This is a genomic window from Gloeocapsa sp. DLM2.Bin57 (genome assembly GCA_007693955.1).
Lineage (GTDB): Bacteria > Cyanobacteriota > Cyanobacteriia > Cyanobacteriales > Gloeocapsaceae > Gloeocapsa.
Map to the genome: position 1 here is coordinate 52,079 of RECR01000043.1, position 21,597 is coordinate 73,675.

Annotated in this window: 16 protein-coding genes and 1 pseudogene; 4 read left to right on the forward strand and 13 right to left on the reverse strand. The window is 36.7% G+C overall.

The annotated features are described in order from the left end of the window. From EA365_03285 to EA365_03320, 8 genes are all read right to left on the reverse strand, one after another. A complete protein-coding gene (locus EA365_03285; protein ID TVQ47723.1) occupies positions 1–732 on the reverse strand; it encodes a circadian clock protein KaiB in 732 nt (243 codons plus the stop codon). A 47-nt stretch (positions 733–779) separates the two neighbouring features. After that, positions 780–2,141 (reverse strand): type IV pilus twitching motility protein PilT, encoded by a 1,362-nt coding sequence (locus tag EA365_03290; protein TVQ47724.1) that lies wholly within the window; start codon positions 2,139–2,141, stop codon positions 780–782. A 67-nt stretch (positions 2,142–2,208) separates the two neighbouring features. Next, a complete protein-coding gene (locus tag EA365_03295; GenBank protein TVQ47747.1) occupies positions 2,209–2,406 on the reverse strand; it encodes a hypothetical protein in 198 nt (65 codons plus the stop codon). Between the two features lie 15 nt (positions 2,407–2,421). Next, the gene (gene def, locus EA365_03300; protein ID TVQ47725.1) at positions 2,422–2,988 is read right to left on the reverse strand and encodes a peptide deformylase; all 567 of its coding nucleotides are present in this window, start codon (positions 2,986–2,988) and stop codon (positions 2,422–2,424) included. A 44-nt stretch (positions 2,989–3,032) separates the two neighbouring features. Further along, positions 3,033–4,580: a phospholipid carrier-dependent glycosyltransferase gene (locus EA365_03305; GenBank protein ID TVQ47726.1), complete on the reverse strand. Its 1,548-nt coding sequence runs from the start codon at positions 4,578–4,580 to the stop codon at positions 3,033–3,035. 59 nt (positions 4,581–4,639) lie between these two features. Continuing rightward, complete coding sequence (locus tag EA365_03310) at positions 4,640–6,379, reverse strand: diguanylate cyclase (GenBank protein ID TVQ47727.1); 1,740 nt, start codon at positions 6,377–6,379, stop codon at positions 4,640–4,642. A gap of 109 nt (positions 6,380–6,488) precedes the next feature. Further along, positions 6,489–7,211: a DUF928 domain-containing protein gene (locus tag EA365_03315; protein TVQ47728.1), complete on the reverse strand. Its 723-nt coding sequence runs from the start codon at positions 7,209–7,211 to the stop codon at positions 6,489–6,491. A 13-nt stretch (positions 7,212–7,224) separates the two neighbouring features. Then, positions 7,225–11,802 (reverse strand): filamentous hemagglutinin N-terminal domain-containing protein, encoded by a 4,578-nt coding sequence (locus EA365_03320; GenBank protein ID TVQ47729.1) that lies wholly within the window; start codon positions 11,800–11,802, stop codon positions 7,225–7,227. Positions 11,803–11,943: 141 nt separating this feature from the next. Between EA365_03320 and EA365_03325 the strand changes: the two genes are divergently transcribed. The 4 genes and pseudogenes from EA365_03325 (at position 11,944) to EA365_03340 (ending at position 18,831) form a co-directional block, all read left to right on the forward strand. Then, positions 11,944–13,620, forward strand: coding sequence for a ShlB/FhaC/HecB family hemolysin secretion/activation protein (locus tag EA365_03325; GenBank protein TVQ47730.1), 1,677 nt, complete (start codon positions 11,944–11,946; stop codon positions 13,618–13,620). 106 nt (positions 13,621–13,726) lie between these two features. Continuing rightward, positions 13,727–14,586: pseudogene (locus tag EA365_03330) on the forward strand (DUF4351 domain-containing protein). Between the two features lie 192 nt (positions 14,587–14,778). Continuing rightward, positions 14,779–17,304, forward strand: a complete 2,526-nt coding sequence (locus EA365_03335) for a CHAT domain-containing protein (GenBank protein TVQ47731.1) — start codon at positions 14,779–14,781, stop codon at positions 17,302–17,304. Between the two features lie 45 nt (positions 17,305–17,349). Then, complete coding sequence (locus EA365_03340; GenBank protein ID TVQ47732.1) at positions 17,350–18,831, forward strand: hypothetical protein; 1,482 nt, start codon at positions 17,350–17,352, stop codon at positions 18,829–18,831. On the opposite strand, the gene EA365_03345 is transcribed toward EA365_03340, so the two are convergent. The 5 genes from EA365_03345 to EA365_03365 form a co-directional block, all read right to left on the reverse strand. Then, positions 18,826–19,191, reverse strand: coding sequence for a hypothetical protein (locus EA365_03345; protein ID TVQ47748.1), 366 nt, complete (start codon positions 19,189–19,191; stop codon positions 18,826–18,828). The genes EA365_03340 and EA365_03345 overlap by 6 nt on opposite strands. Before the next feature lie 123 nt (positions 19,192–19,314). Beyond that, a complete protein-coding gene (locus EA365_03350) occupies positions 19,315–19,767 on the reverse strand; it encodes an NADAR family protein (GenBank protein ID TVQ47733.1) in 453 nt (150 codons plus the stop codon). Continuing rightward, positions 19,764–20,399 (reverse strand): DUF4335 domain-containing protein, encoded by a 636-nt coding sequence (locus EA365_03355; protein TVQ47734.1) that lies wholly within the window; start codon positions 20,397–20,399, stop codon positions 19,764–19,766. Before EA365_03355 ends, EA365_03350 begins: the two co-directional genes overlap by 4 nt. A gap of 6 nt (positions 20,400–20,405) precedes the next feature. Continuing rightward, complete coding sequence (locus EA365_03360) at positions 20,406–21,038, reverse strand: DUF3038 domain-containing protein (GenBank protein TVQ47735.1); 633 nt, start codon at positions 21,036–21,038, stop codon at positions 20,406–20,408. A gap of 10 nt (positions 21,039–21,048) precedes the next feature. Beyond that, a complete protein-coding gene (locus EA365_03365) occupies positions 21,049–21,597 on the reverse strand; it encodes a Uma2 family endonuclease (GenBank protein TVQ47736.1) in 549 nt (182 codons plus the stop codon).

The window sequence follows — 21,597 nt, forward strand, 5'->3', positions numbered from 1 at the left end:
TCAGCTGGTTAGAATTTGTAAAACACGTTGCCAGTTATCAAATTCACCGACGATGCGTCGAATTGGTTGAGGTTGGATTCTAACTAAAGTTGGTGTAGCTGAGATATTAAATTTTTCTGCTTGTTCGGGATATTTATTGATATCGACTATTTTCAGGGTATAAGGTAAGTTCAATCCTTCTTCTAAGATTTGGTGAATGGTGTAGAGAGTCTCAGGGTTAGGTAGATTCTGATTAGAGATAAATAGTAGTAGGGTATAACCTTGAAGGGTTTCTGGTTTAGGTAGAGTTAATTTCTTCGGGTTATGTGGAGATTCAACCTTAACTACTAACTCGTGATTTTGCCAAAGTTCGGGAAATCGTTGCTGATAGCTATCTAAAGCGATGGGGTTACAGAATTCCTCTTGCCAAGGGGCGATTTGCCAAGTTAAGTTTTCTGTTAAGTTAAAAATAGCATTCAGCAAACACTGATAAGGTTTCAGTCTAGGGTAGATACAGGTAGCGGTTTTGATTTCTCCTGTACCAGAGATTAACCAGCGATCTACCGTAGCTGTATATGCGGGTACAAGAAAATGGGGAGGTTCGCTTAAATTGAGGGTTTCTTGTACAGCGATACAGAGGTGGAGATGCCAACGATTTTGTTTAGTTGGATCGAGACAATAAAATAAATCGCCTCCTGGAGTAAATAAGGCGATTCCTTTGTATAAGTTGTTTTCTGGTTGATAATCTGACAATGCTGATTAGACCTCAAGCACTGAATTGATTATAGCATTGATTGAGCTTACATTCTACCTCTGAGCATCATTGCCATTTCGTTAGGAGTAGGAGACATTTCTAGGGCGATTTCTTCGGTAATGCGTCCTTCTTGATAGAGGTTAAATAGAGATTGATTCATAGTAATCATACCATCGAATTCTCCCTCTAGCATAAGGGCGCTAATTTCTTCGTTTTTACCCTGTTTGATGTAGTCTTTAACGGTTTCGGTATTGATTAAGATGTCATGGTAAGCTGCTCGTTTTCCGTCGGTAGTACGACAAAGTCCTTGAGCAATAATCGCTACTAGAGATTCTGCTAGTGCCATACGCATAGCATCTTGTTCTTCAGCGCTATAGAGACTTAAGATCCTTTCTAGGGTTTTCACTGCACTATTGGTGTGGAGAGTTCCCATAACCAAGTGACCTGTTTGAGAAGCTTTAAGGGCTGTATTCACGGTTTCGCGATCGCGCATCTCCCCAACTAGAATGATATCTGGATCTTCCCGTAAAGATGCTTTGAGGGCGTTATCAAACTTGTGAGTATGAATACCTACTTCTCTTTGACGAATAATCGATTTACGGCTTTGGTGAACGAATTCGATGGGGTCTTCAATGGAGATAATATGTTTAGCGTGTTCATTATTGATATAGTCAACCATTGCCGCCATAGTAGTTGATTTACCCGAACCCGTAGGACCTGTAACTAAAACCAACCCTTTATGATAGTCAGAGACGTCTTTAAACACTGGTGGGAGACGTAATTGTTCCATAGTTAAGATTTTGACGGGAATCAAACGTAAAACCATGGAGTGACCACGTAAGGAGTCAAAGACATTAATACGTACCCTAGCGAATTCGTACTGTGTAGCCCCATCAAATTCTAAATTCTTTTTAAACTGCTGAATTTGATCTTCTGATAAAATCTCCCGTAACCAACTCATAAAGGTCTGTTGGTCGGTAACAGGATATTCTGTAATAAGGATGTCACCGCGATCGCGCATTCTGGGGACTTCGTTAACCCCTAAGTGTAAGTCCGAATAACCATTCTCATAGGCTTCCCTGACTAAATATTCTAGGGTGGGATGACCAGGAGATGGTCGAGACATAGGACGTACAGGCGGTTCCGGCTGGTAACTTTCCTGTCTTGGTGGGGGGGGAACTGCCCTGGCTTTGGGAACAACGGGCATTGTCTCAAAGGCTTGACTACTATCTCCTGTAGGCATATCTATGGGCATATCTATAGATATAGACTCAGAGGGAGGAGGAGGAGGAGGGGGTGGGATACTAGAGGGGGGGGGTGGGGGAAAATTACTACCAGTGGGAACAGATACAGAGGTAGAAGGTGGTGGAGGTGGAGGTGGAATGGGAGGGCGAGAGGCGTCGGTCATAACTATACCTTAATTACTCATCTGTTATTTAGTTTTCCCAAAATTGCGCTATTGCTAACATTGAGATCTATTTTTGATTGGCTTTGGTATCTACTACCGCCCCCCAAAAAAATAAACCTGTCAGAGGAATCGAAGCGATTAAAATAATCGTCGTGGTTAGTTGACCTAATTCAGGATCTCCTGAACTTAACTCAAATACTGAACCGACAGCGGCGATCGCTGTTATGCAAGATATTAGTAACAAGACACCGCTTTTGGGGGTCATTCCCATAATTTTTAATTACTCCTGGTAGGGTTGAACAGCTTGTAAGGAAAAACCGTTTTTTTTCAGTTCATCGGTGAGGGCTAAGGTATTTTGTACCCTATCTACGAATAAAACCCCATGAAGATGATCCATTTCATGTTGGATTACTCTGGATAAGAGTCCTGATGCTTTTAATTTCCGAGGTCGTCCATTCTCATCTTTGAAGCTTACGGACACCACTTCAGGACGTATCACTTCCAGATAGACTCCTGGAATACTTAAACAACCTTCCTCAAAACCACATTTTTCCTGACTATAACCTGTTATCTGGGGATTGATTAACACTACAGGTTGATTAGCTGAATTATCTGGTTCACAATCAATGACAATTATCTGTTTATTGATATTTACTTGAGGCGCTGCTAAACCTATTCCTTGAGAACTATACATCGTTTGCAGCATTTGTTCTACTAGTTTTCTGGTTTCTTGATCCACTTTGGCGATGCGTTTGGCTTTACCTCTTAAAGCGCGATCGCCTAGATAATGTAATTCTAAGGGGGGTTTTTCTAGTTTTTGTTTTGCGACGCTAATTACAGAACTCATGGAACTCTTAACACATCTTTACTATTACTCAAATTTTAGCATTATTATCTCAATCCTAGAGGATATTGGCGCAACATCTGTTTACCTTGATAAACGTGCAATTTTTTGACTATTTCTTGGCCTCGATAAATTGGTATTCTCCCTATTGGTTTAAATTCGGCAAAATAATCACTATATGCTGCTGTTAAACCCTCTATCTGGTCATCAGAATCTAAGGTAATATACAAGGCGTTTTTACCTACCCAATCTTCAGTATCATACCAAAAGGCAAAACCTCGCATATCATCTCCTAATGTGGTTACAGGAATATTTACTACTGGTTTTAAACCAAGGTAAATTTGTCCCGCGAGATACCAAGCGTTGGTAAAGACAAAGTCTGTCTCTGTTAATACTTCCTGGAAGGGTGATTGACGAAAAGCTTCGGTTAGTTGTTTAACGTCAAACATCTCGGTAGATGTATCTGTCTCGGGAGTTAATATCCCCCCAAAGATGGCGTATTGACTGGGTTTCTGTAAAATTCCTAGACGCAAATGCAGTAAAAATATCACCATCAAGGTGGCGATCGCTATTGCTGAATATTTTAACCATCTCTCTACTAATTTTGCTGACCAATTAACCGCATATTTCCCCAATAACAAGGTTACACCCCAATAACCCGCCATGGGCCATGCTGCTAAAACTTGTTGTTTTCCTCCCAATAGGGTAAATCCGATAATCAGTGGTAAGGATACCCATAAAATCAAATTTTCGGCTAGTTGGACTTGTTTATTTTTAAATTGTTCTTGTATGGAACGAAATATTACCCAATTTAAGGGTATGCCAAAACTAGGGAATAAATAAAGAATATTGGCTAAAAATACGATTAAAACTTTCAAGATACTAAAATCTGGTTTAATTACCCCTGGATCTGCTTGAAAACGACTCGATAGGTGAAAGCGAAAAGATACCCAATCGTTTTGATAATTCCAAATCCAGATAGGAGAAATCGTTAGAAAAAATACCCCAATTGCTAACCAACCCCACCGAGAGAGTAAAATACATCGATGTTGAGGACTAAATAAGACAAAACCTAATAACCCCAAAGCTAGAATAAAGCCATGGTATTTACTTAAACAAGCTAACCCTACCAAGACTGCTAAACAGAGAAGACGGTAACTCGGGGTATAATCACCTTTAGGGAAAAATTGCCATACCGCACAATATAAACTAGCTGACCAAAAAAAAATCAATGGTCCATCGGGAAGGGTTAAAATACCAAAGGCTATCTGAAATATAGGTATGATTGAGGCGATCGCTACAGATAACCGCGCTGCTTTACTGCCAAATAATTTGACTCCTGTTAAATAAAGTAGATATAAACTCCCTGTATATAAAATTATCGTCCCAAATCTTAAACTCAGTGGTGAGACAATCCCCGTTAACCAAGGTGTAAAACCTGTAGTTAAAGCCACCAAAATAGGATGGTCAAAATAACTCCAATCTAAATGTCTGCTATAAAGATAGTAATAAAATTCATCATAACTTAGGGTTAACCATGTTCCTACTAATAAACGGTATAACAACCCCCATAATAATATTCCTCTAATCGTCATTCTTTGCTAAAACCCTTTTTATTGAGCGACAAACTTTATTTATCTTACTCATTCTTGGTTCACTTCAAAGATTCAAGATCAGTATTATATAAAATAGCTCGGTTTCTTCCTTGCTTTTTGGCTGCATATAGTGCTTGATCAGCCAGAGAAATTAAATTAGGTATAGATAGAGAAGGGGTAATAATAACGCTAGCAACACCACAACTGAGGGTAACATTTTTACTAATCAGAGATTGTGAGTGAGGAATTCCTGTCATTTCTACTTTTTCTACTATTCTTTGAGCAATTTCTTTAGCTATAGTAGGGTTAGTATTAGGTAAAATTACTACGAATTCTTCTCCTCCATAACGAGCGACTAAATCGGTGTTTCTGACTGCTTTTTCTAAAGTTTGCGCTACCAGGTATAAACAGCGATCGCCTTCTTGATGACCATAGGTATCGTTATATAGTTTAAAGAAATCAACATCACAGATAATCAGGGATAAATACTGGTGACTTTGATTGTGTAAATGCCATTGTTGAGATAAATTAAAGTCAAAATGACGACGATTAGCTACTTGAGTAAGAGTATCTTTAGTGGCTATTTTATGGAGATTATAATTATTATAAAATAAAGTTAAAATTACAGAAATATTTAAAGAGACAAAAGGAGTAAAGACAATTAACCACCAACCAAATAAAAAAGATAAATAACTACTAAAAATAAAGATAACATTTAAGGTTAATATAGAAATTGTAAATAATAAACTCAATAAATGACTATTTAATTTAGTCAGGTCGAATTTAATTAATTTTGAGATTAAAACCGTTCCCAAATAAGACCATAACCAAACCCAAACCCAAGTTATAGGTGAGTTAAAAGCTCGTATTAAAGGTCGATTATCTAAAGCAGCGCTTAAGATTTCACTAGCAAAATTTCCATGAACAATTACTCCATGAGTTTGCTGATTATTCAGAAAAAATCTATCACTAAGACTAGGTGCTGTTGCTCCTACTAAAACCAGGCGATCGCTAAATAAATTGGCACTGATATTATTATTAACAACATCTTGTGCACTAACAGTTAAAAAACTTTCTTTAGTTCCTCGATAATTAGAGAGAATCTGATAACCACCATTATCAAACCGCATATAACCCCCAAATCTTTTCCCTAGGGGAGATAATTTAGCCTTACCCAACTCGATGGAGTTATTATAATTGGTTGGTTGGGGAGTAATTCCCTCAGCTTCTAGATAGATTAAAGCTAATTTAGTCCCTAAACCTAATTCGATTTCTCCACCATTTTCAAGTTGTACAGAAATTAAATTTCTGCGAATTCTCCCGTCATTATCTAAGACAAAATCAGCAAAAGCAACTTGTCCCAAAGATCGTAAAATCGCATTAGGAGGAATAGATGGTTGAATTATTTTTTCAATCCCGATTAAATTAGGTGTCGATTCAAAAACAGCTGTTAATTCTTCCTGTCCTTCTTTAACAGAAATATTGCGAAAAATATCTAAACCAATTACTCGCGGTTTTTGTTGAGCGATCTTAGTTAACAAATCAGCGAGATTGCGATCAGATAGGGGCCATTCTTGAAAATAGGCGATATCTTCTTCATCAAGGGTAACGATTACTATTCTAGAGTCTAAGGGTTCTGGTGGTCTCCAGCTAAAAAATTGGTCGAGAAAAAATAACTCTGAAGACTGAAAAAGTCCGAGATAGCTAAGAAGAATAATAACTATAGATACAATCGTAGCAATTAAGATTCTTTCTTGGCTATTAGAGAAGCTTTGTTTTAGCTTTGACCAAATAGTCATTTACTGCTGCTTCTTTGGGTTTAACATATTGAGTAATACTGTTACCTTGAACTCCTGTCTTGATTATACGATAAACTGGTTATTTATTCGGATATTTTTAGATTAAGTTTTACTCTAGCAGTGGTTGCTCACTGATTTCCTCTAACCCTACTGATTCCAAAACTGTTTGCCAATTTTGACTAATAGTAAGATCATTAGGTTTAGTTAAATGTTCTTGAGCTATTAATGCTAACATATCTAACCAGATCCCATTTTCACCGTAAAAAGAGGCTAATTCTAGAGAATTAATTGAGTCTATTTTTGCTGTTAAAGTAACACGGCGAATATTTCCTGACCAGACGAAATCATCAGGGCTGATAGTTTCTTCACAAGCTAGGGTAAAGGAGAAGAGATAATCTTGATCAACTTCTAGGGGTGGGGCGTTTTCTGGCAAAGTAAAGCTAATGATCCCAGATTGTCCATCAAGTTGGATAGTTTGTTGATAATAATATGTTTCTTGAGGATCGCGTAAGCTAAAAACTAGATTTTCTGCGGTTGTTGGGGGTAAATAGACTAGAAAAGTAGGATGTGTAGCCGTAGTTAAGGTGCTAGAGTTATCAGGTACTAATGCTGTAACCAAGATTTCAGGAGCTGAGGTATCATTAGCACAGAGTCTAACTGGTCTCGTACCACCTTGAGTAGTATTATTGGGTTTACCTGCATCAGGTGGGGTAAAATAGACGTTTTTCTGTTGAGATTCAGTTTCAGCCCCCAAAGGGGAGGTAAGCACAATTTCTGTAGCTATTAACAGAGAGACAAACAACAAAGAGAGAGTTTTATTGATAGTAATCATAGTATTTTCCTATCTAGTTAGAGGGTGGACAAGAGGGATTATGGGTTAAGATGATAGTACCGTCGGATTGTTGACGCCAATGGTTAGCTTGAATAATGGCTGGGGTTTCCGTGGTTGTCGGAATAATTACTACTGATTCAGATAAATCACGGCGATCGCGCCATATTTGTTGACTAGTGAGAACTTGATCAGGCTTGGTGGGTAAACCACCTTTCCCTGTTACTACAAAGTTATTGCCCGTATTTTCGCCACAACCTGGGGTAATTTGTTCTGCGGGGTTTTGGGGTTGAAGATTAGCAATTAAAGCTAAATTGCGCTTGAGATCAAGACTTTTTATTTCGATGATACCATCTACCCCTAATTGAGAGCTAGCGGTGATACTATCAGAAGAATTAAGGAAAATCGCTTCAGCGTTGATGGTAATATTGCCCCCATTACCTGCAAAAGCATTGGCATTAATGGTACTGTTATCAAAAACAAATAAAAACTGGTTACTGATATTAATATTACCGCCATCACCTCCTGCTGTATTTTCAGTTCCTGCTTGAGTGGAGATAGTACTATTTTGCTCTAAACTTAGGGTATTGGCAATAGTTAAATTAAGATTTCCTCCTCTTCCAGAGGAACTAGTTGCTGAGATATTACCCTGGTTTAAGGAAAGGTTATCAGCGTTAATAATAATATTACCCCCTGTACCAATATTTAAGGAAGAAGCGTCAATAATAGCTCCATTTACTGAGAGATTGGGGGTATTGAGGGAGATATTACCACCATCACCTGTGCCGAGGGTTTGAGCGAATAAACCACTCAGTAGCCCTAAATTGGGGTTTAAATCTTCAAATTGGATATCAGTAATAAAATTACCTGGACTTTCTAGGGAGATATGAAGTTGATAGGTATCCCCTGCATCCATAACGTTACCTCTAATTAGGAGAGTATCTGAGGCGATTGAACCATTTTCAGCCACACCGATGACGTATAATCCTGGTTGAGCAAAAGTAGTAGTAAGGTAGGCGTCATCTTCTCTAACGCTTCCACTACCTCCTAAGCTAATGTCTGCATTATCATTACTACCTAATAATCTACCATTGATATCAAAGAGAAATAACATGGTATCGGTATCAGTACTAAAGGGTATATTATTAACATTGCCATAGTCAATATCAAAGATTCCTTGAGTATCTCCTTCTGCGACACCAAAGAGATAATAGTCGAACTGGTTACCTGCTTCACCTAAAATAGTTTCACCAGTTTTAATATCTGTGATAGTTCTTTCTACGGTGATATAGGGTAAACCTGGTTCGACGTCGGGATTAGGTTCATTAGTTAACTCAAAATTCCGTAAGTCATAGACGATTTCCCTTGCAAAAGGTGTCCCAATAGTAGCATCTTCGGGAGGTTCGATATCTGTTCCTGTACCGCTAATTTCTATACTGGTGTTAGCCTCAACAGTAATAATACCTGCGTTACCTGTACTTTCGGTTTTAGCGCTGGTGATGATTTGTCCACCTGTATCGAGAATGAGGCGATCTGTGGTTATGTAAATACTACCCCCATCATTATTACTAAGGGTGCGCGCATTCAAAAACCCTCTCTCGGTTATGCGTAAGGTATGAGTATGGAGGTTAATTTCACCTCCTCTACCACTGTTAGTAGATTCACTCGCGCTAATTATGCCACTAGCGTAACCGGCTTGATTAACACCAAAAATCTTAACCTCATTAGCGTTAATATTGACATCTCCGGCTATTCCTGTACCTTGGGTTTGTGCTTGAATTCTGCCCCCATTATTTAAGAGTAATTCAGTGGTGTTAATCTCGATATTACCGCTATTACCTTGACTGGCTATTTCTGCTGCACTGTTAAGGGAAGCATTATCTATCTCTACCTTTTGCAAAGCATTAATATTAATTTCTCCCCCTAGATTTGTTCCTCTAGTCGCGGTAGAAAGATTGCTTCTATCTCTCAGGATTAATGATCCTGTAGCAATCGTAAGATTACCTGCCATTCCTTGAGCATTACTTCGAGTCTCTACCAGAGAGAAATTATTGAGGTTAACCGAGTCTGTCGCTATAATAGTTAGCTTTCCCCCTGTACCTACACCTGTGGTGGCTGTACTTAAAACTGCTCCATCACTAATGGTTAAGGTTTCTGTTTCAATTAACATATTACCCGCGTTACCATCGCCGAAGGTTTCTGTAGATACTTTAGATCCCTCGGTGATCATAATCTCACGGGCGATAATTCTAGTATCCCCACCGTCTCCCCCTCCTTCAGGGCGTTCGGTGGAAGTGTCAATTACCGATCTCTGGTTAATCAAGAGGCGATCTGTTTGAATCAATAAATCCCCTGCATCACCTGTACTAAAAAAGCTTTCTACTTCGATAAATGAGCGATCGCTTAACTCTAAACTTTCTGAGGCTATGATGGTTAAGTCACCCCCAAGGGATTGTTGAAAAGCATTGGGAGAAATGCGCGAACCTGATACCCTCATATTTTGGGTTTCAATCCGAATATTTCCCGCTTGATTATTATGTAAAGCATCAGTGGTTATACGAGAACCTGCTAATATTTCTACCGATTCTGTAGCGATAACCAGGATATCTCCTCCTTTTGGTCTTCTGGTTTCCCCCCAAGAGTAAGTATCTGTCCAAATTTTGCCGTTATCTTGTCTTAATCTGAGGGTTTCAATCCGAATATTACCCCCATCTCCTTCACCGTAAGGACTAATTTCTATTTTGGCGTTAACTACTTCAATCAGATTGGCTTCAATGGCTAAATCTCCACCTTTTCCCCTACCAAAACTATGACTAAGGATTTCTGCATCACTACCTAGATTAAATTCTCTCGCTTTAAGAGTGATATTACCTCCTGCTCCTTGTTGATAGTTAAGGCTGTAGATGCCACTTTTGGGAGTATAATTAGGATTAAAGGGTAAATCTAGAGGTTCTGTCTTGCCTCTATTTTCTAAAGATAGTTGTAAGGTGTATTCTTGTCCTGGAGCGATTCTTCGGTCAATAAATACTGGAGCTTGATTGGGTTTATCTTCGGCTACATAAGAGTTAAAATGTCCCACCCCTAGGATATATGTACCTGGTTGCTCAAAATTTACTCTCAGGTATGAGTCCAAGTTACTTACACTACCACCTGCTCCCTGGGTAATCTCTGAGTCGTCATTTTTGTCGATTAATTCTCCTGTTACAGCGTTCAACACAAAGATGATACTATCCATATTGGCTTTGTTTACTTCTCCATAACTACCATAATCTATGTCAAAAATGCCTTCGCTCCCGGCTGTCTCTATAGTAAAGGAGTAATAATCTAAGTTCCCATAGGTATTCTCTAGGGAGGTAATTACTGTATCTTCAGTGCGTATATCTGTATCGGTGCGCTGAATGGAGAGGTAGGGTATCCCGTTTGCTCCTGATTCTTCTACATCTGGGTTAACATCGGTTTTAAAGGTTAAATTGTCTAGATGGTAGATATTGACTCCCCCAAAAGGATGCTCAAAACTTTTACCCTCTATGGTGATATTTTCTGTAGCGTTAATAATTATATCTCCACCTGGAGCATTACTCTGACTAATACTGAGGATTTGTCCCCCTTCGGTTATATTGAGATTATTAACATTAAGGGCGATCGCTCCTCCTGGTTGATTACTATCGGTTAGACTAGCGATAAAACCCCTAGCGCTGATTTCTACTTCTCCTTGGGGTTGATTGGGGTTAACTAGGATATTTCCCCCTCCTGTAGAGAGTATCCCACTAAATAACCCATCAGTATTAAATCCTGTGATAGTCAGATTCTCAGTTACTTCTAATCTTATTTCCCCTCTTCCGTCACTTTCGATTCTGCTTCCTTCTGTTACTCTCAAGTTGTCAGAGGTTATAGCTATATCCCCTCCCTGTTGACTGAGAATGTTACTAGTAGCAGTTAGATTAATCTCTCTTCCTGTTAAGGTTAGATTCCCTCTAGCTACCTCTATGGTTGCTCCTGTTAGATTGAGGTTATCTCCGATTAGGGTAAGATTACTTTCTCCTGTAAGGGTTAATACCCCTTCTACCTGTATATTTCTGTTATGCTCTCGTAAAGCGTTACTAAATACTCCACTAGGATTGACTCTGAGTAAGACGCTAGTTTCTGGGTTACTCGCGCTAAATATCCCTTCTTCTCCTAAGAGAATACCATCTGCTGTAGTCGCGGTAAATGCTCCTCTTACGTCTAGTCGTGCGTTTGGTCCAAAATATATCCCATTGGGGTTAATTAAAAATAGATTAGCACTCCCTTGAACCCCTAATACTCCTAAGATATTAGTTACGTTTCTCCCTGTGACTCTGGTTAGGATATTTTCTATCCCACGAGGATTAGCAAAATATACCTGTTGGAATTCTTGCACATTAAATTCTTGAAAACTATGGAAGAGATTACCCCCTCTTCTCGCACCCCCTGTGATGATATCTTTTGCTTCTTGTTGGGTTATAGCTGAATTCTCTCTCTCTAGGGTTTGATCAGGAATTATTTGCGCTGCTACTTGTTGTTGACTCCCGATTAGGGTTAATAACAATAGTTGTAATAAGTATATTTTTTTCATTGATTTATTCCCCACATTCCCTCTATTATAAATAATAAACCTAGTTAGTTAACTCAGCTTATTTCCTTCATATTATTTAACTAAAGATAAGTAAATATACGGTTAAATTTTAATCAATAAGCTTAACTTAACAAGATAAACATGAAAACCATCTTAATCTTATGTTTGTTAATGTTTATTCAAGCAAAACCTAGTTTAGCCCAAACTATTCCCCGACCTCAATTGCCTTCACCTGAAACACCCCCAGAATTAGAACTATTACCACCTCTAGAAGATTTATTACCCACTCCCCCTAGTTTACCACCTCCAACTCTTTTACCACCAGAAACCACACCAGAAGCAATTACTATTACACAATTTCAAGTTGTTGGGAGTACAGTTTTTTCAGCAGAAGAATTGGCAGAACAATTAGAATTATATCTAAATCGTCCTCTCTCTTTTAATGAATTAATCCAAGCTGCTGAAGAAATTACTAGGTTATATTATGAACAAGGTTATATCACGTCTGGAGCGTTTATTCCTCCCCAAACTATTACTGATAATCAGCTTACTATCCAGGTAATTGAAGGGAAAATAGAAAATATAGAAATCATCGGCTTAAATAGACTTAAACACGGATATATTCGTAAACGAATTAATTTAGCTACTCCTGCTCCAGTTAATCTAGAAAAGTTACTAAATGCTTTACAATTATTACAATTAGACCCCCTAATTGCTAGTCTATCTGCTGAATTATCCCCTGGTGTTGCTCCAGGCTCTAGTATATTACTACTTGAAGTTACAGAAGCTCGTGCTGTTGAGCTATTATTAAGTTTTGATAACTATCGCAATCCTAGTGTAGGTACAGAGAGATTATTAGGACAACTTACTCACTATAACTTAACAGGTTATGGCGATCGCTTTAATCTGAGATACTATATCACCGAAGGTGGCGACTCCATCGATGAATTAAGTTATGGTTTTTTTGTTAATCCTAGCAATGGTACAATTACTTTACGTCATCGTCGTTCCCAAAGTGAAGTAATTACCTCACCCTTTGCTCAACTTGACTTAGATTCTCGATACCGTCAATATCAGATTAGCTATCGTCAACCGATTCGACAAACTCCTAATCAGCAATTAGCGATCGGAATTACCGCAGATTGGCAACAATCTAACACAACTATTTTAAATATTCCTTTTCCTATTGCTAGAGGTAGCGAAGAAGATGGTTATAGTAGAATTTTTGCTCTCCGTTTTTTCCAAGAATATATTTATAGAAATAGTCAAGAAGTATTTTTAGTTAATTCTCAATTTAATTTGGGTTTAGATACTTTTAATGCTACGATTAATGTTGAAGGTCCAGATAGTCAATTTTTTAGTTGGCAAGGACAACTACAGTATTTACGATTACTTAACCGCGATACAACCCTTTTAGTCAGAGGTGATATCCAACTAACACCCGATAGTTTACTATCTCTAGAGCAATATAGTTTAGGTGGTGTCTATAGCGTTAGAGGTTATCCCCAAGACGCTTTAATCGCTGATAATGGTTTATTTCTTTCTACAGAAGTACGGTTTAATCTTGCTAAAATTCCTAATTGGAATGCTACCCTACAGTTAGGACCTTTTATAGATTTTGGTACGGTTTGGAATAGCGATGATTTCCCTTTGATTAAAAATACTCTCGCTAGTACGGGATTAACTGTACAATTCTTAGTAGGAGATAAATTTAGAGCTAAATTAGATTATGGTATCCCTTTAATAGATTTAAACAATACTGGCAATAGTTTACAAGAAAATGGGTTTTATTTTTTAATTGAATTTACTCCTTTTTAGTAAAGGTTCCCTTGTTTAGTATCCCTTACATTACAGTTTTTTAAATTTTGGTTATCCTTTTTAATTTACAATGAAGTTATTAAATGAGTATAGAGATTGATTTTCCTTGACTAGATTTATTTATGACCAATTTAATAAAGATTATCTTGAAACCCTTTTAACTCCCTATGGAGAAGTACAAGTCGCTAAACAACTTTCTGACGAAATTAGAGAAATTGACCTTTATTTTAACCCCACCGTTGCTACACTTCCTCAAGAATTGGGTATCTTAGAGAAATTGGTGATTGTCTGCTTAAACTTTTAGCCGTTAGAGCACAATTATACCGTGAAGGTAACCGCAATAAGCAAACTATCTCCGAAGATAACTTACCCCGACTCTGGATTATTACCCCTACTGCATCTAAACTAATTCTGAATCAATGTGGTGGAGAGATTCAATCTGATTGGGGAGAAGGTATCTACTTTTTGGCTAATCTATTAAGAGCGGCTATAATAGTGATACACCAGTTACCCTCTACTAGTGAGACTTTATGGTTAAGATTATTAGGAAGGGGAAAAGTACAACAACGAGCAATAGAAGAGTTAATCAACTTATCTCCAGATAATCCTCTTAAATCAGTTATTCTAGAGATACTCTATACCTTACAAAAGAATTTAGAAGTTAATCAACCAAGTACAAACACAGAAGAGAGTGAGTTAATCATGAGACTAGCACCATTATATCAAGAAGATAGAGCCAGAGCGATTCAAGAAGGTGAAATTAGAGGTAAAATTGAAGGTAAAAGAGAAGAAGCTTTAAGTCTGATTCAACGGTTACTAACTAAAAAAATAGGAAATATTACCCCAGAATTAATAACAACAATTGCTCAATTAAATTTAGAATCTTTAGAGAGATTAGCAGAAGATTTAATCGACTTCACTAATCAAACAGATTTAGAAAATTGGTTAAAAAATACTATGTCTTAATTTTAATTGCTATTTATGGCTCTCCTGAGACAGAGGGGTAAACTGTATATTAAGTTACAACCTTTCTAAGGTGGGTTACGGCGCTTCCAGGAAAAATGTACTAGAATTGACAAATTATGACCCGCGCCTAATCCATTCTACAATATCTAAAATTTACTTATCACTATAAGTACGAGAGAGCCATAAAATACCATGAAAAAGATATTTTTAATAATACTGGTAATTTTAAGTTTTACTGTAGCAGTTGTTGCCCAAGATGCAGTTAATTACACACAATTACTCAATCAGGGAAAACAACAATATGATCAGGGAAATTATCCCGCAGCAATTGAGCATTGGGAAGCAGCAAGAGAAGGTTTTAATCAAGAAGATGACTTATTAGGTGAATCTCAAGCCTTGATTTATCTGACTTGGGTTTATCAAGATACTTTTGATTGGATAAAAGCGACAGAAACTATTCAGGAAAGTATCAGATTATTATCTACTCAACAACCTAACCTTCTTTTAGCCCAAGCTTTGAATACTCAAGGTAATGTAGAGTTAGCTATGGGTAAAACTCAATCAGCTTTAACTAGTTGGGAAACAGCGGAAAAAGTCTATACTCTCTTAGAAGATGAACAAGGGATAAAAGGAAGTAAAATTAATCAAGCTCAAGCTTTAAAGGAGTTGGGTTATTATAGACTAGCTTGTGATAAGTTACTAGAAAGCTTAGAAATAACTCAGGTAAAATGTAACAATTTTAATCTAGTTGAGTGGGAGAAACATCAAGATAACTATCATAGCGAATTAGAGGCGATCGCTATTCATGCTTTAGGAGTTAATTTTCAAAATACTGGCAACTATTCTCTAGCCCAAAGTTTATTAGAAAGTAGTTTAGATATCTTTAAAAAGTTAGATATACCAACGCAAATAAGTACTAATCTTACCAGTTTAGGTAATAATGCTTTGGGATTAAAAGCAACAGATATCGCCCTAAATTATTACCAACAAGCTATAGCTGTAGGACTTAACAATCTTGAACCAGAATTAAAATTGCTCAATCTTTTAATACAATTAGAGCAACCCCAAGAAGCAAGAGATTTAATTGAGAGTATAACTGAGCAGATCCAACAATTACCACCAAGTCGTCACAATCTTTATCTACAAATTAATTTAGCGCAAAGTTGGCTAAAGTTATTAGCAGTTACAGCCAATAATAATGACAGTAAATATTTAGCAGAAGTTTTAGCTCAAGTATTAGTCAAAGCCCAAGACTTAGGGGATACAAACTCTCAAGCTTATGCTTTAATCACTCTCGGAAAATTATACGAACAAAACCAACAACTAACAGAAGCAGAAAGATTAACTCAACAAGCTTTAGAATTAGGTATAAGTATTAATGCGTCAGAAATAATTTCTCAATCTCAATGGCAATTAGCGAGAATATTAGCACAACAAGGAAAAGTAGAAGAAGGGATTATCGCTAATCAAGCAGCTATAGAAATCTTAGCTCAACAACGACAAGACTTAGTAGCAGTTGAATCCCAAATTCAGTTTAACTTTATCGAAGAAATAGAGCCAATTTATCGACATTTAATCGGATTATTGTTACAACCTTCAGCTAGTCAAGATAATCTCAAACAAGCACGTCAAGTTTTAGAATCCTTGCAAATAGCTAAATTAGATAATTTTTTTAACACTCCTTGTCTGACTGCTAAACCCCAATCAATTGAGGAGTTAGACACAACAGCAGTGGTAATTTATCCAATAATTTTAGCAGATCGTTTAGAAGTAGTTACCTCTTTTCCCGATGGTATATTGACTAATTATCGCACTAATTTACCTGAAGACAAAATAGAAACAATTCTCCGAGAATATCGATCCTATCTTAATCCTGTTGCTTCTAATCAAAACCGCTTAATCATCTCTGAACAAATTTATGATTGGTTGATTCAACCTATAGAAAAACAACTAGAAGAAGCTAAGATAAAAAATCTAGTCTTTGTCTTAGATGGTTATTTACGCAATATTCCTTTAGCTGCGCTTTATGACGGTGAAAAATATTTGATTGAAAAGTACAATTTAGCGATCGCACCGAGTTTACAACTATTAGAATCTGATTCTACCAACTTAACAGATCAAAAGGCTTTAGTGGCAGGATTGAGTGAATCTCGTCAAGGATTCTCACCCTTACCTGGAGTAGAAACCGAAGTTCGAGAAATTAGCGCTAATATCTCTAGCCAAGTTTTGCTTAACCAAGACTTTACTACTATAAATATCGCCAATAAGATTAATTCTGCTTCTTTTCCAATTATTCATCTAGCAACTCATGGTCAATTTAGTTCACAATATAAAGATACTTTTTTAATTACTTGGGATAGTCAATTAGATATTAATCAACTCAGTCAAGTTTTGACTAATAGAGAAATCAGCGAAGCTAAACCCATTGAGTTATTAGTTTTAAGCGCTTGTCAAACCGCGAAAGGTGATAGACGCGCAGCACTTGGATTAGCTGGTTTAGCGGTGCGCTCTGGCGCTCGTAGTACTATAGCAACTCTTTGGTCAGTTAATGACGCCTCTTCAGCGATATTGATAGGTAAATTCTATCAAAATTTGACTCAGGAGAAGGTTACTAAAGCCCAAGCTTTACGTCAAGCACAAGTAGCTATGTTAGAAGATGAAAACTATAATCATCCTTATTATTGGAGTTCTTTTATTTTGTTGGGTAATTGGTTTTAAGAATTAAGAATTAAGAATGAGACACTTTTACTAAAACCTAATTATATGCCAAAACCACTTTTATTCACTGCGCGACAAACTTTATTTATCTTACTCATTCTTGGTTTATTTTTCCTGTTTAGTTATCACTACGCTAGTCAAATTAATTTATGGGGTGATGAAGTTGCCTCTATTTTGCGTTCTCAGGGTTTTTGGTTAGATATTGTTCAGGATCACGAAAGTCATTTACCTACTTATTTTTTATTCCTCAAATTATTACTTAGGGTTATTGATGTTCGTCAAGAACTTTTTTTACGTCTGCTGCATATCATCCCCTTTCTTATTGGTTTATGGTTCGGTTGTCGAATCATTATGAGGCTTTTTAATAACTATTATCTGACCATTTTTACTTTAGTTAATGGGATAGTTTTACCTAATTTTATTTTTTATGCTACTAACTTGAGAATGTACACGTTTATTTTTATGTTCTCGATGATTTATCTGGAGTTAATTATTAATGCCAAAAAATCTCTAACTTTCCGACAAGGATTAATACTCTTATTTATGGCTATTGGTTTGGTTTTTACTGATTATGCTAGTCTGATTTATTATCTTCCTTGTACAGCTTTTTTATTGATCAAGAAATATTATCGGGCTTTTTGGTTTAATTCTTTAGCTGGGTTTTTATTATTAATTTGGTTAATTATCGATGATTTTGGCGATATCCAAGCTATTTTAGCCTGGCCCGTATCTTCAGCTAAAGCAATTGAGTTTGATAATCCTGGATTATGGCATTTTTTCCAGTTATTTTATTTGTCTTTTCGTCCAGGTTTAGACTTAATTTATCCCGCGAGTTTACCGATAGTTATAGCTGCTATTTTACCTGGTATCATTTTAGTTATTTATTTCATCTCGGTAGTTAGGGTTTTCTTGACTTACAATCAACCAGAAGTGAGGTTAATTCTCTTTCTTTCTGGTTTTTGGTTATTAGTCTCTCCCACAGGATATAGTTTTACGCGGTTATTTTTACCTAGTCAATTATTGATGATAGGGATAATGGGGGTAAATTTATTTAGTAGTAAAAGGAGAGGTAAAGTTATTTTAGGGTTTTTCTTAGGAATTTTATTGATAATTAATCTTCAACAAGCTATTCGACCAAGTTTACGTTTATATAGTTTAATTGATTATAAACAAATAGCGATTGATTTGGCTACACAAGCAGAAAAATATCAGGTGAACAAGATTTTATTATCTAATAATTCCTTAAATTTATTATCAATCGAATATTATCTCAAAGGGATTAATCAAGATATTAAGATTCTGAGATTTACTGAAACAACAGTTATAGATTCTGACTCGTTTATTTTTGTTTCACATATGACAGAGACGGGGAATTATGTTGATGTTCAGCAATTATCTTCAAATTACACTATTATTGGTCAATATGTAGAATTAGATGATTTATCCTATAATTATCTCTGGAAAAAAAGGTTAGTTGAGAGAACAAATCAGCCCTATGTTATAGAGACTTATTTATTAGAGTTATAAATCATTAAAAATATCTTGGATAATCTGTTTAGTTTTAGTTTCTAAATTAGTCCAGTTTACCTCACCTTTAGCAGTGATTAAATTAGTATCAATTTCTATATAATCTTCGGTTAATCCATATTGATAGTTAAGAAAACAAACCTGAAAACAAAGTTGCCAAATATCGAGATTAACTACTTCTTCATCCTTAGTTAAGGAGAGTTGATAACCTGGATATGGGTGTTGTATTTCTTGATAAGTACCTTTCCAAGAAGAGGTTTCTAAACTCTGACGCAAGTTATCAATAACCCTAATTAAAATAGGCTGCATTAAAAGTTCTGCTTGTGACCAAGTTAACTGATTTTTGAATTTTGGCTGCATAATATGGTTCTCGGTGTGTTTGTGGTGAAACAGGGAAGAGGGGAGAGGGGAGAGGGGGAGAGGGAGGAGACGGGGAGTATGATATATAGTCATAATAACACCGTTCCACCTAAAACCTAATACCTAAATCGGTAAGTCATCAAGAATTGAGCGTACTTTCATCAGGATTTCTCCGAGTCTATTTTTACCAGTTCCATCTTGACCACATCCCCAATAATAATCTACTGGTGAATTTTCGATGATTAATTCTTCTTGAGTAGCTAATAAAATTTGGCGTATATCTGAATGTGTTTGAAACTTTGTCAAGACAGCATTAAACATGACCTCATCTTTAACCTGATCCCAATCGGGACGCATGTAGTGAGAGCGATCGCGTCCTTTGGCTGCAGCTTCTTTAGGTGTTTGTGCTTCACTAATAGATAAAGACCAATCTGGTTCAGTGGTAATAAATTTTTGCGCTTGATAATAATGTTCACTAGTTTTCCACCAACGGTTATCCAGATAAAAACCGTACTCAGCAAAATTGGAAAAGCAGCCATAAGGTGGCTCACTAGCTTTATAAAAGTAAATAGTCATGGGGAAGTAGTGGGGTTAGGATTATCCTCACTTTCGTTTAGGGGAATAGTTTCTGTTGTTCCTTCTAGTGGTTGGGGTTGAGGTTCACGCACTACAGGAGGTTCGATGAGAAAAGCGGCGATCGCTGTTAAAGCTACTGTCGCCATACCTACAAAAGCGGGTACAGTGCGCGCTACTAGAGGTTGTCCATCTTGTCGATGACGTCTAGATAAAGGCTCTAAAGGTACGCCCAAATCTGGTAGAGTAGAGCTATCTAGAAGAAACTGGTCAATAATTTCGAGAAGATCGAACAATTCTACTGTGGTTAAATCGATTTCTATGGCTTCTTCTGTATAGTCTTTAGTTTTTTGCCAAGTCAAACGATGAAGATAACCATTAGGTTTAAGATGAATCAAATCTGACTCTAAATTAAGGGTTTGGGGATGATGTAACCCACTGAGTAAATCTTGTGCGTAAGCGCTAACTACCTTAACTAGATTCTCTAAAAAAACTCTACCACCAGTAAGAGTTGTCTCTGAACTGACAATCTTGCATTCAGCATTTAAGAGAATATCTAGATTAAACCCTTCATTACTTAACCCTTCTAAAACCAGATTACAATTAGAGGAGTAATATTGACGATTAGTATTCATTGTTGTTTAATTAACCTCTCCATCCCATAAACTCATCCATAATCTTTCTATCCCTCTACTACCACTAGATAATAGTAATTGAGTCAATATAGATAAAGCCAACTCATTTAACATATCTTCGTCATTGAGATAATTGGTTACTTTAACGCGACGGGGATTCATGCGTTTAGCAAAATTATTTCTAAATCTTTCTAGATAGCCCGAGAGATGATAATGATTATCTATGGGTAATCCTTTATCTTGCATTAGTTTAGCGTCGATCAGATGTTGACGTATTTTTACTTCTAAAGATTTGGCTAAATAATGGATAATAATTACCAAAGCTTTGACTTCCTCCATATTGAGATAATTACGTTTATAAGAACGACGCAAGGGATTAGTACAGCGCAAACGCCATAAAAAGATTCTACTTTTGATTATATCCTTTAAGCCTAACTGTTGAGCTAACTGTAAAATTCTTTCTGTTTCACCTACGTTTAAAGCTTCTAATCCCAATAACATTAAATCAATTTTTTGATGAACTACAGGGGAGAAATGACTAAGGTTTGCTGAGACTATCGGTAATTGTTGTCTAATTTCTGCTGTTGGTATTTCTGCTATATGAGAGTCAGATTTAAGGTTGATTGAGTATCCAGTCATATTGTTTATATTATAATATATTTTCTAAATCCAGAACAAAACCTGGTAACACCTCTTCTCTAGATAATTCCCCGGGATTAACCATAACCACGGTTGATCTTTGGGGGTGATAAATTTCCACAATTTTATTAATAGGGTCGATTAACCATCCCAAACGTGCACCATTATTTATATATTCTTGCATTTTATTCCTCAAATCACCAAGATTATCCGAAGGTGAACGCAATTCAACCAGAAAATCAGGACAAAGATTAGGGGTTAATGCTTCCCAAGAACTTATATTCAGCCAAGAAGCATCAGGAGATCTAATCCCACCATTGGGTAAACTAAAACCTGTAGCTGCATTAAAAGTTTTACCTAATTTAGTTTGCTTATTCCAGAGACGAAGTTGAAAGCTAATCTGATCATTACGATCGCCTGTTTCTCCTCCCCTAGGTGAGATGATGAGTAAATCTCCTGTTGCAGTTAGTTCTAACTGAGTATCAGGATTTAGTGCTACAATTTGACTAAATGTTTCTGAATGCAGTTGTAATAAGGGCTCTAACTTCAGGGTGATCAT

Coding starts and splice junctions, on each gene's coding strand:
- EA365_03290 (TVQ47724.1), bottom strand. CDS start 2,141: ATGACCGACGCCTCTCGCCCTCCCATTCCACCTCCACCTCCACCACCT.
- EA365_03295 (TVQ47747.1), bottom strand. CDS start 2,406: ATGACCCCCAAAAGCGGTGTCTTGTTACTAATATCTTGCATAACAGCG.
- def (TVQ47725.1), bottom strand. CDS start 2,988: ATGAGTTCTGTAATTAGCGTCGCAAAACAAAAACTAGAAAAACCCCCC.
- EA365_03305 (TVQ47726.1), bottom strand. CDS start 4,580: ATGACGATTAGAGGAATATTATTATGGGGGTTGTTATACCGTTTATTA.
- EA365_03310 (TVQ47727.1), bottom strand. CDS start 6,379: ATGACTATTTGGTCAAAGCTAAAACAAAGCTTCTCTAATAGCCAAGAA.
- EA365_03315 (TVQ47728.1), bottom strand. CDS start 7,211: ATGATTACTATCAATAAAACTCTCTCTTTGTTGTTTGTCTCTCTGTTA.
- EA365_03320 (TVQ47729.1), bottom strand. CDS start 11,802: ATGAAAAAAATATACTTATTACAACTATTGTTATTAACCCTAATCGGG.
- EA365_03325 (TVQ47730.1), top strand. CDS start 11,944: ATGAAAACCATCTTAATCTTATGTTTGTTAATGTTTATTCAAGCAAAA.
- EA365_03335 (TVQ47731.1), top strand. CDS start 14,779: ATGAAAAAGATATTTTTAATAATACTGGTAATTTTAAGTTTTACTGTA.
- EA365_03340 (TVQ47732.1), top strand. CDS start 17,350: ATGCCAAAACCACTTTTATTCACTGCGCGACAAACTTTATTTATCTTA.
- EA365_03345 (TVQ47748.1), bottom strand. CDS start 19,191: ATGCAGCCAAAATTCAAAAATCAGTTAACTTGGTCACAAGCAGAACTT.
- EA365_03350 (TVQ47733.1), bottom strand. CDS start 19,767: ATGACTATTTACTTTTATAAAGCTAGTGAGCCACCTTATGGCTGCTTT.
- EA365_03355 (TVQ47734.1), bottom strand. CDS start 20,399: ATGAATACTAATCGTCAATATTACTCCTCTAATTGTAATCTGGTTTTA.
- EA365_03360 (TVQ47735.1), bottom strand. CDS start 21,038: ATGACTGGATACTCAATCAACCTTAAATCTGACTCTCATATAGCAGAA.
- EA365_03365 (TVQ47736.1), bottom strand. CDS start 21,597: ATGATCACCCTGAAGTTAGAGCCCTTATTACAACTGCATTCAGAAACA.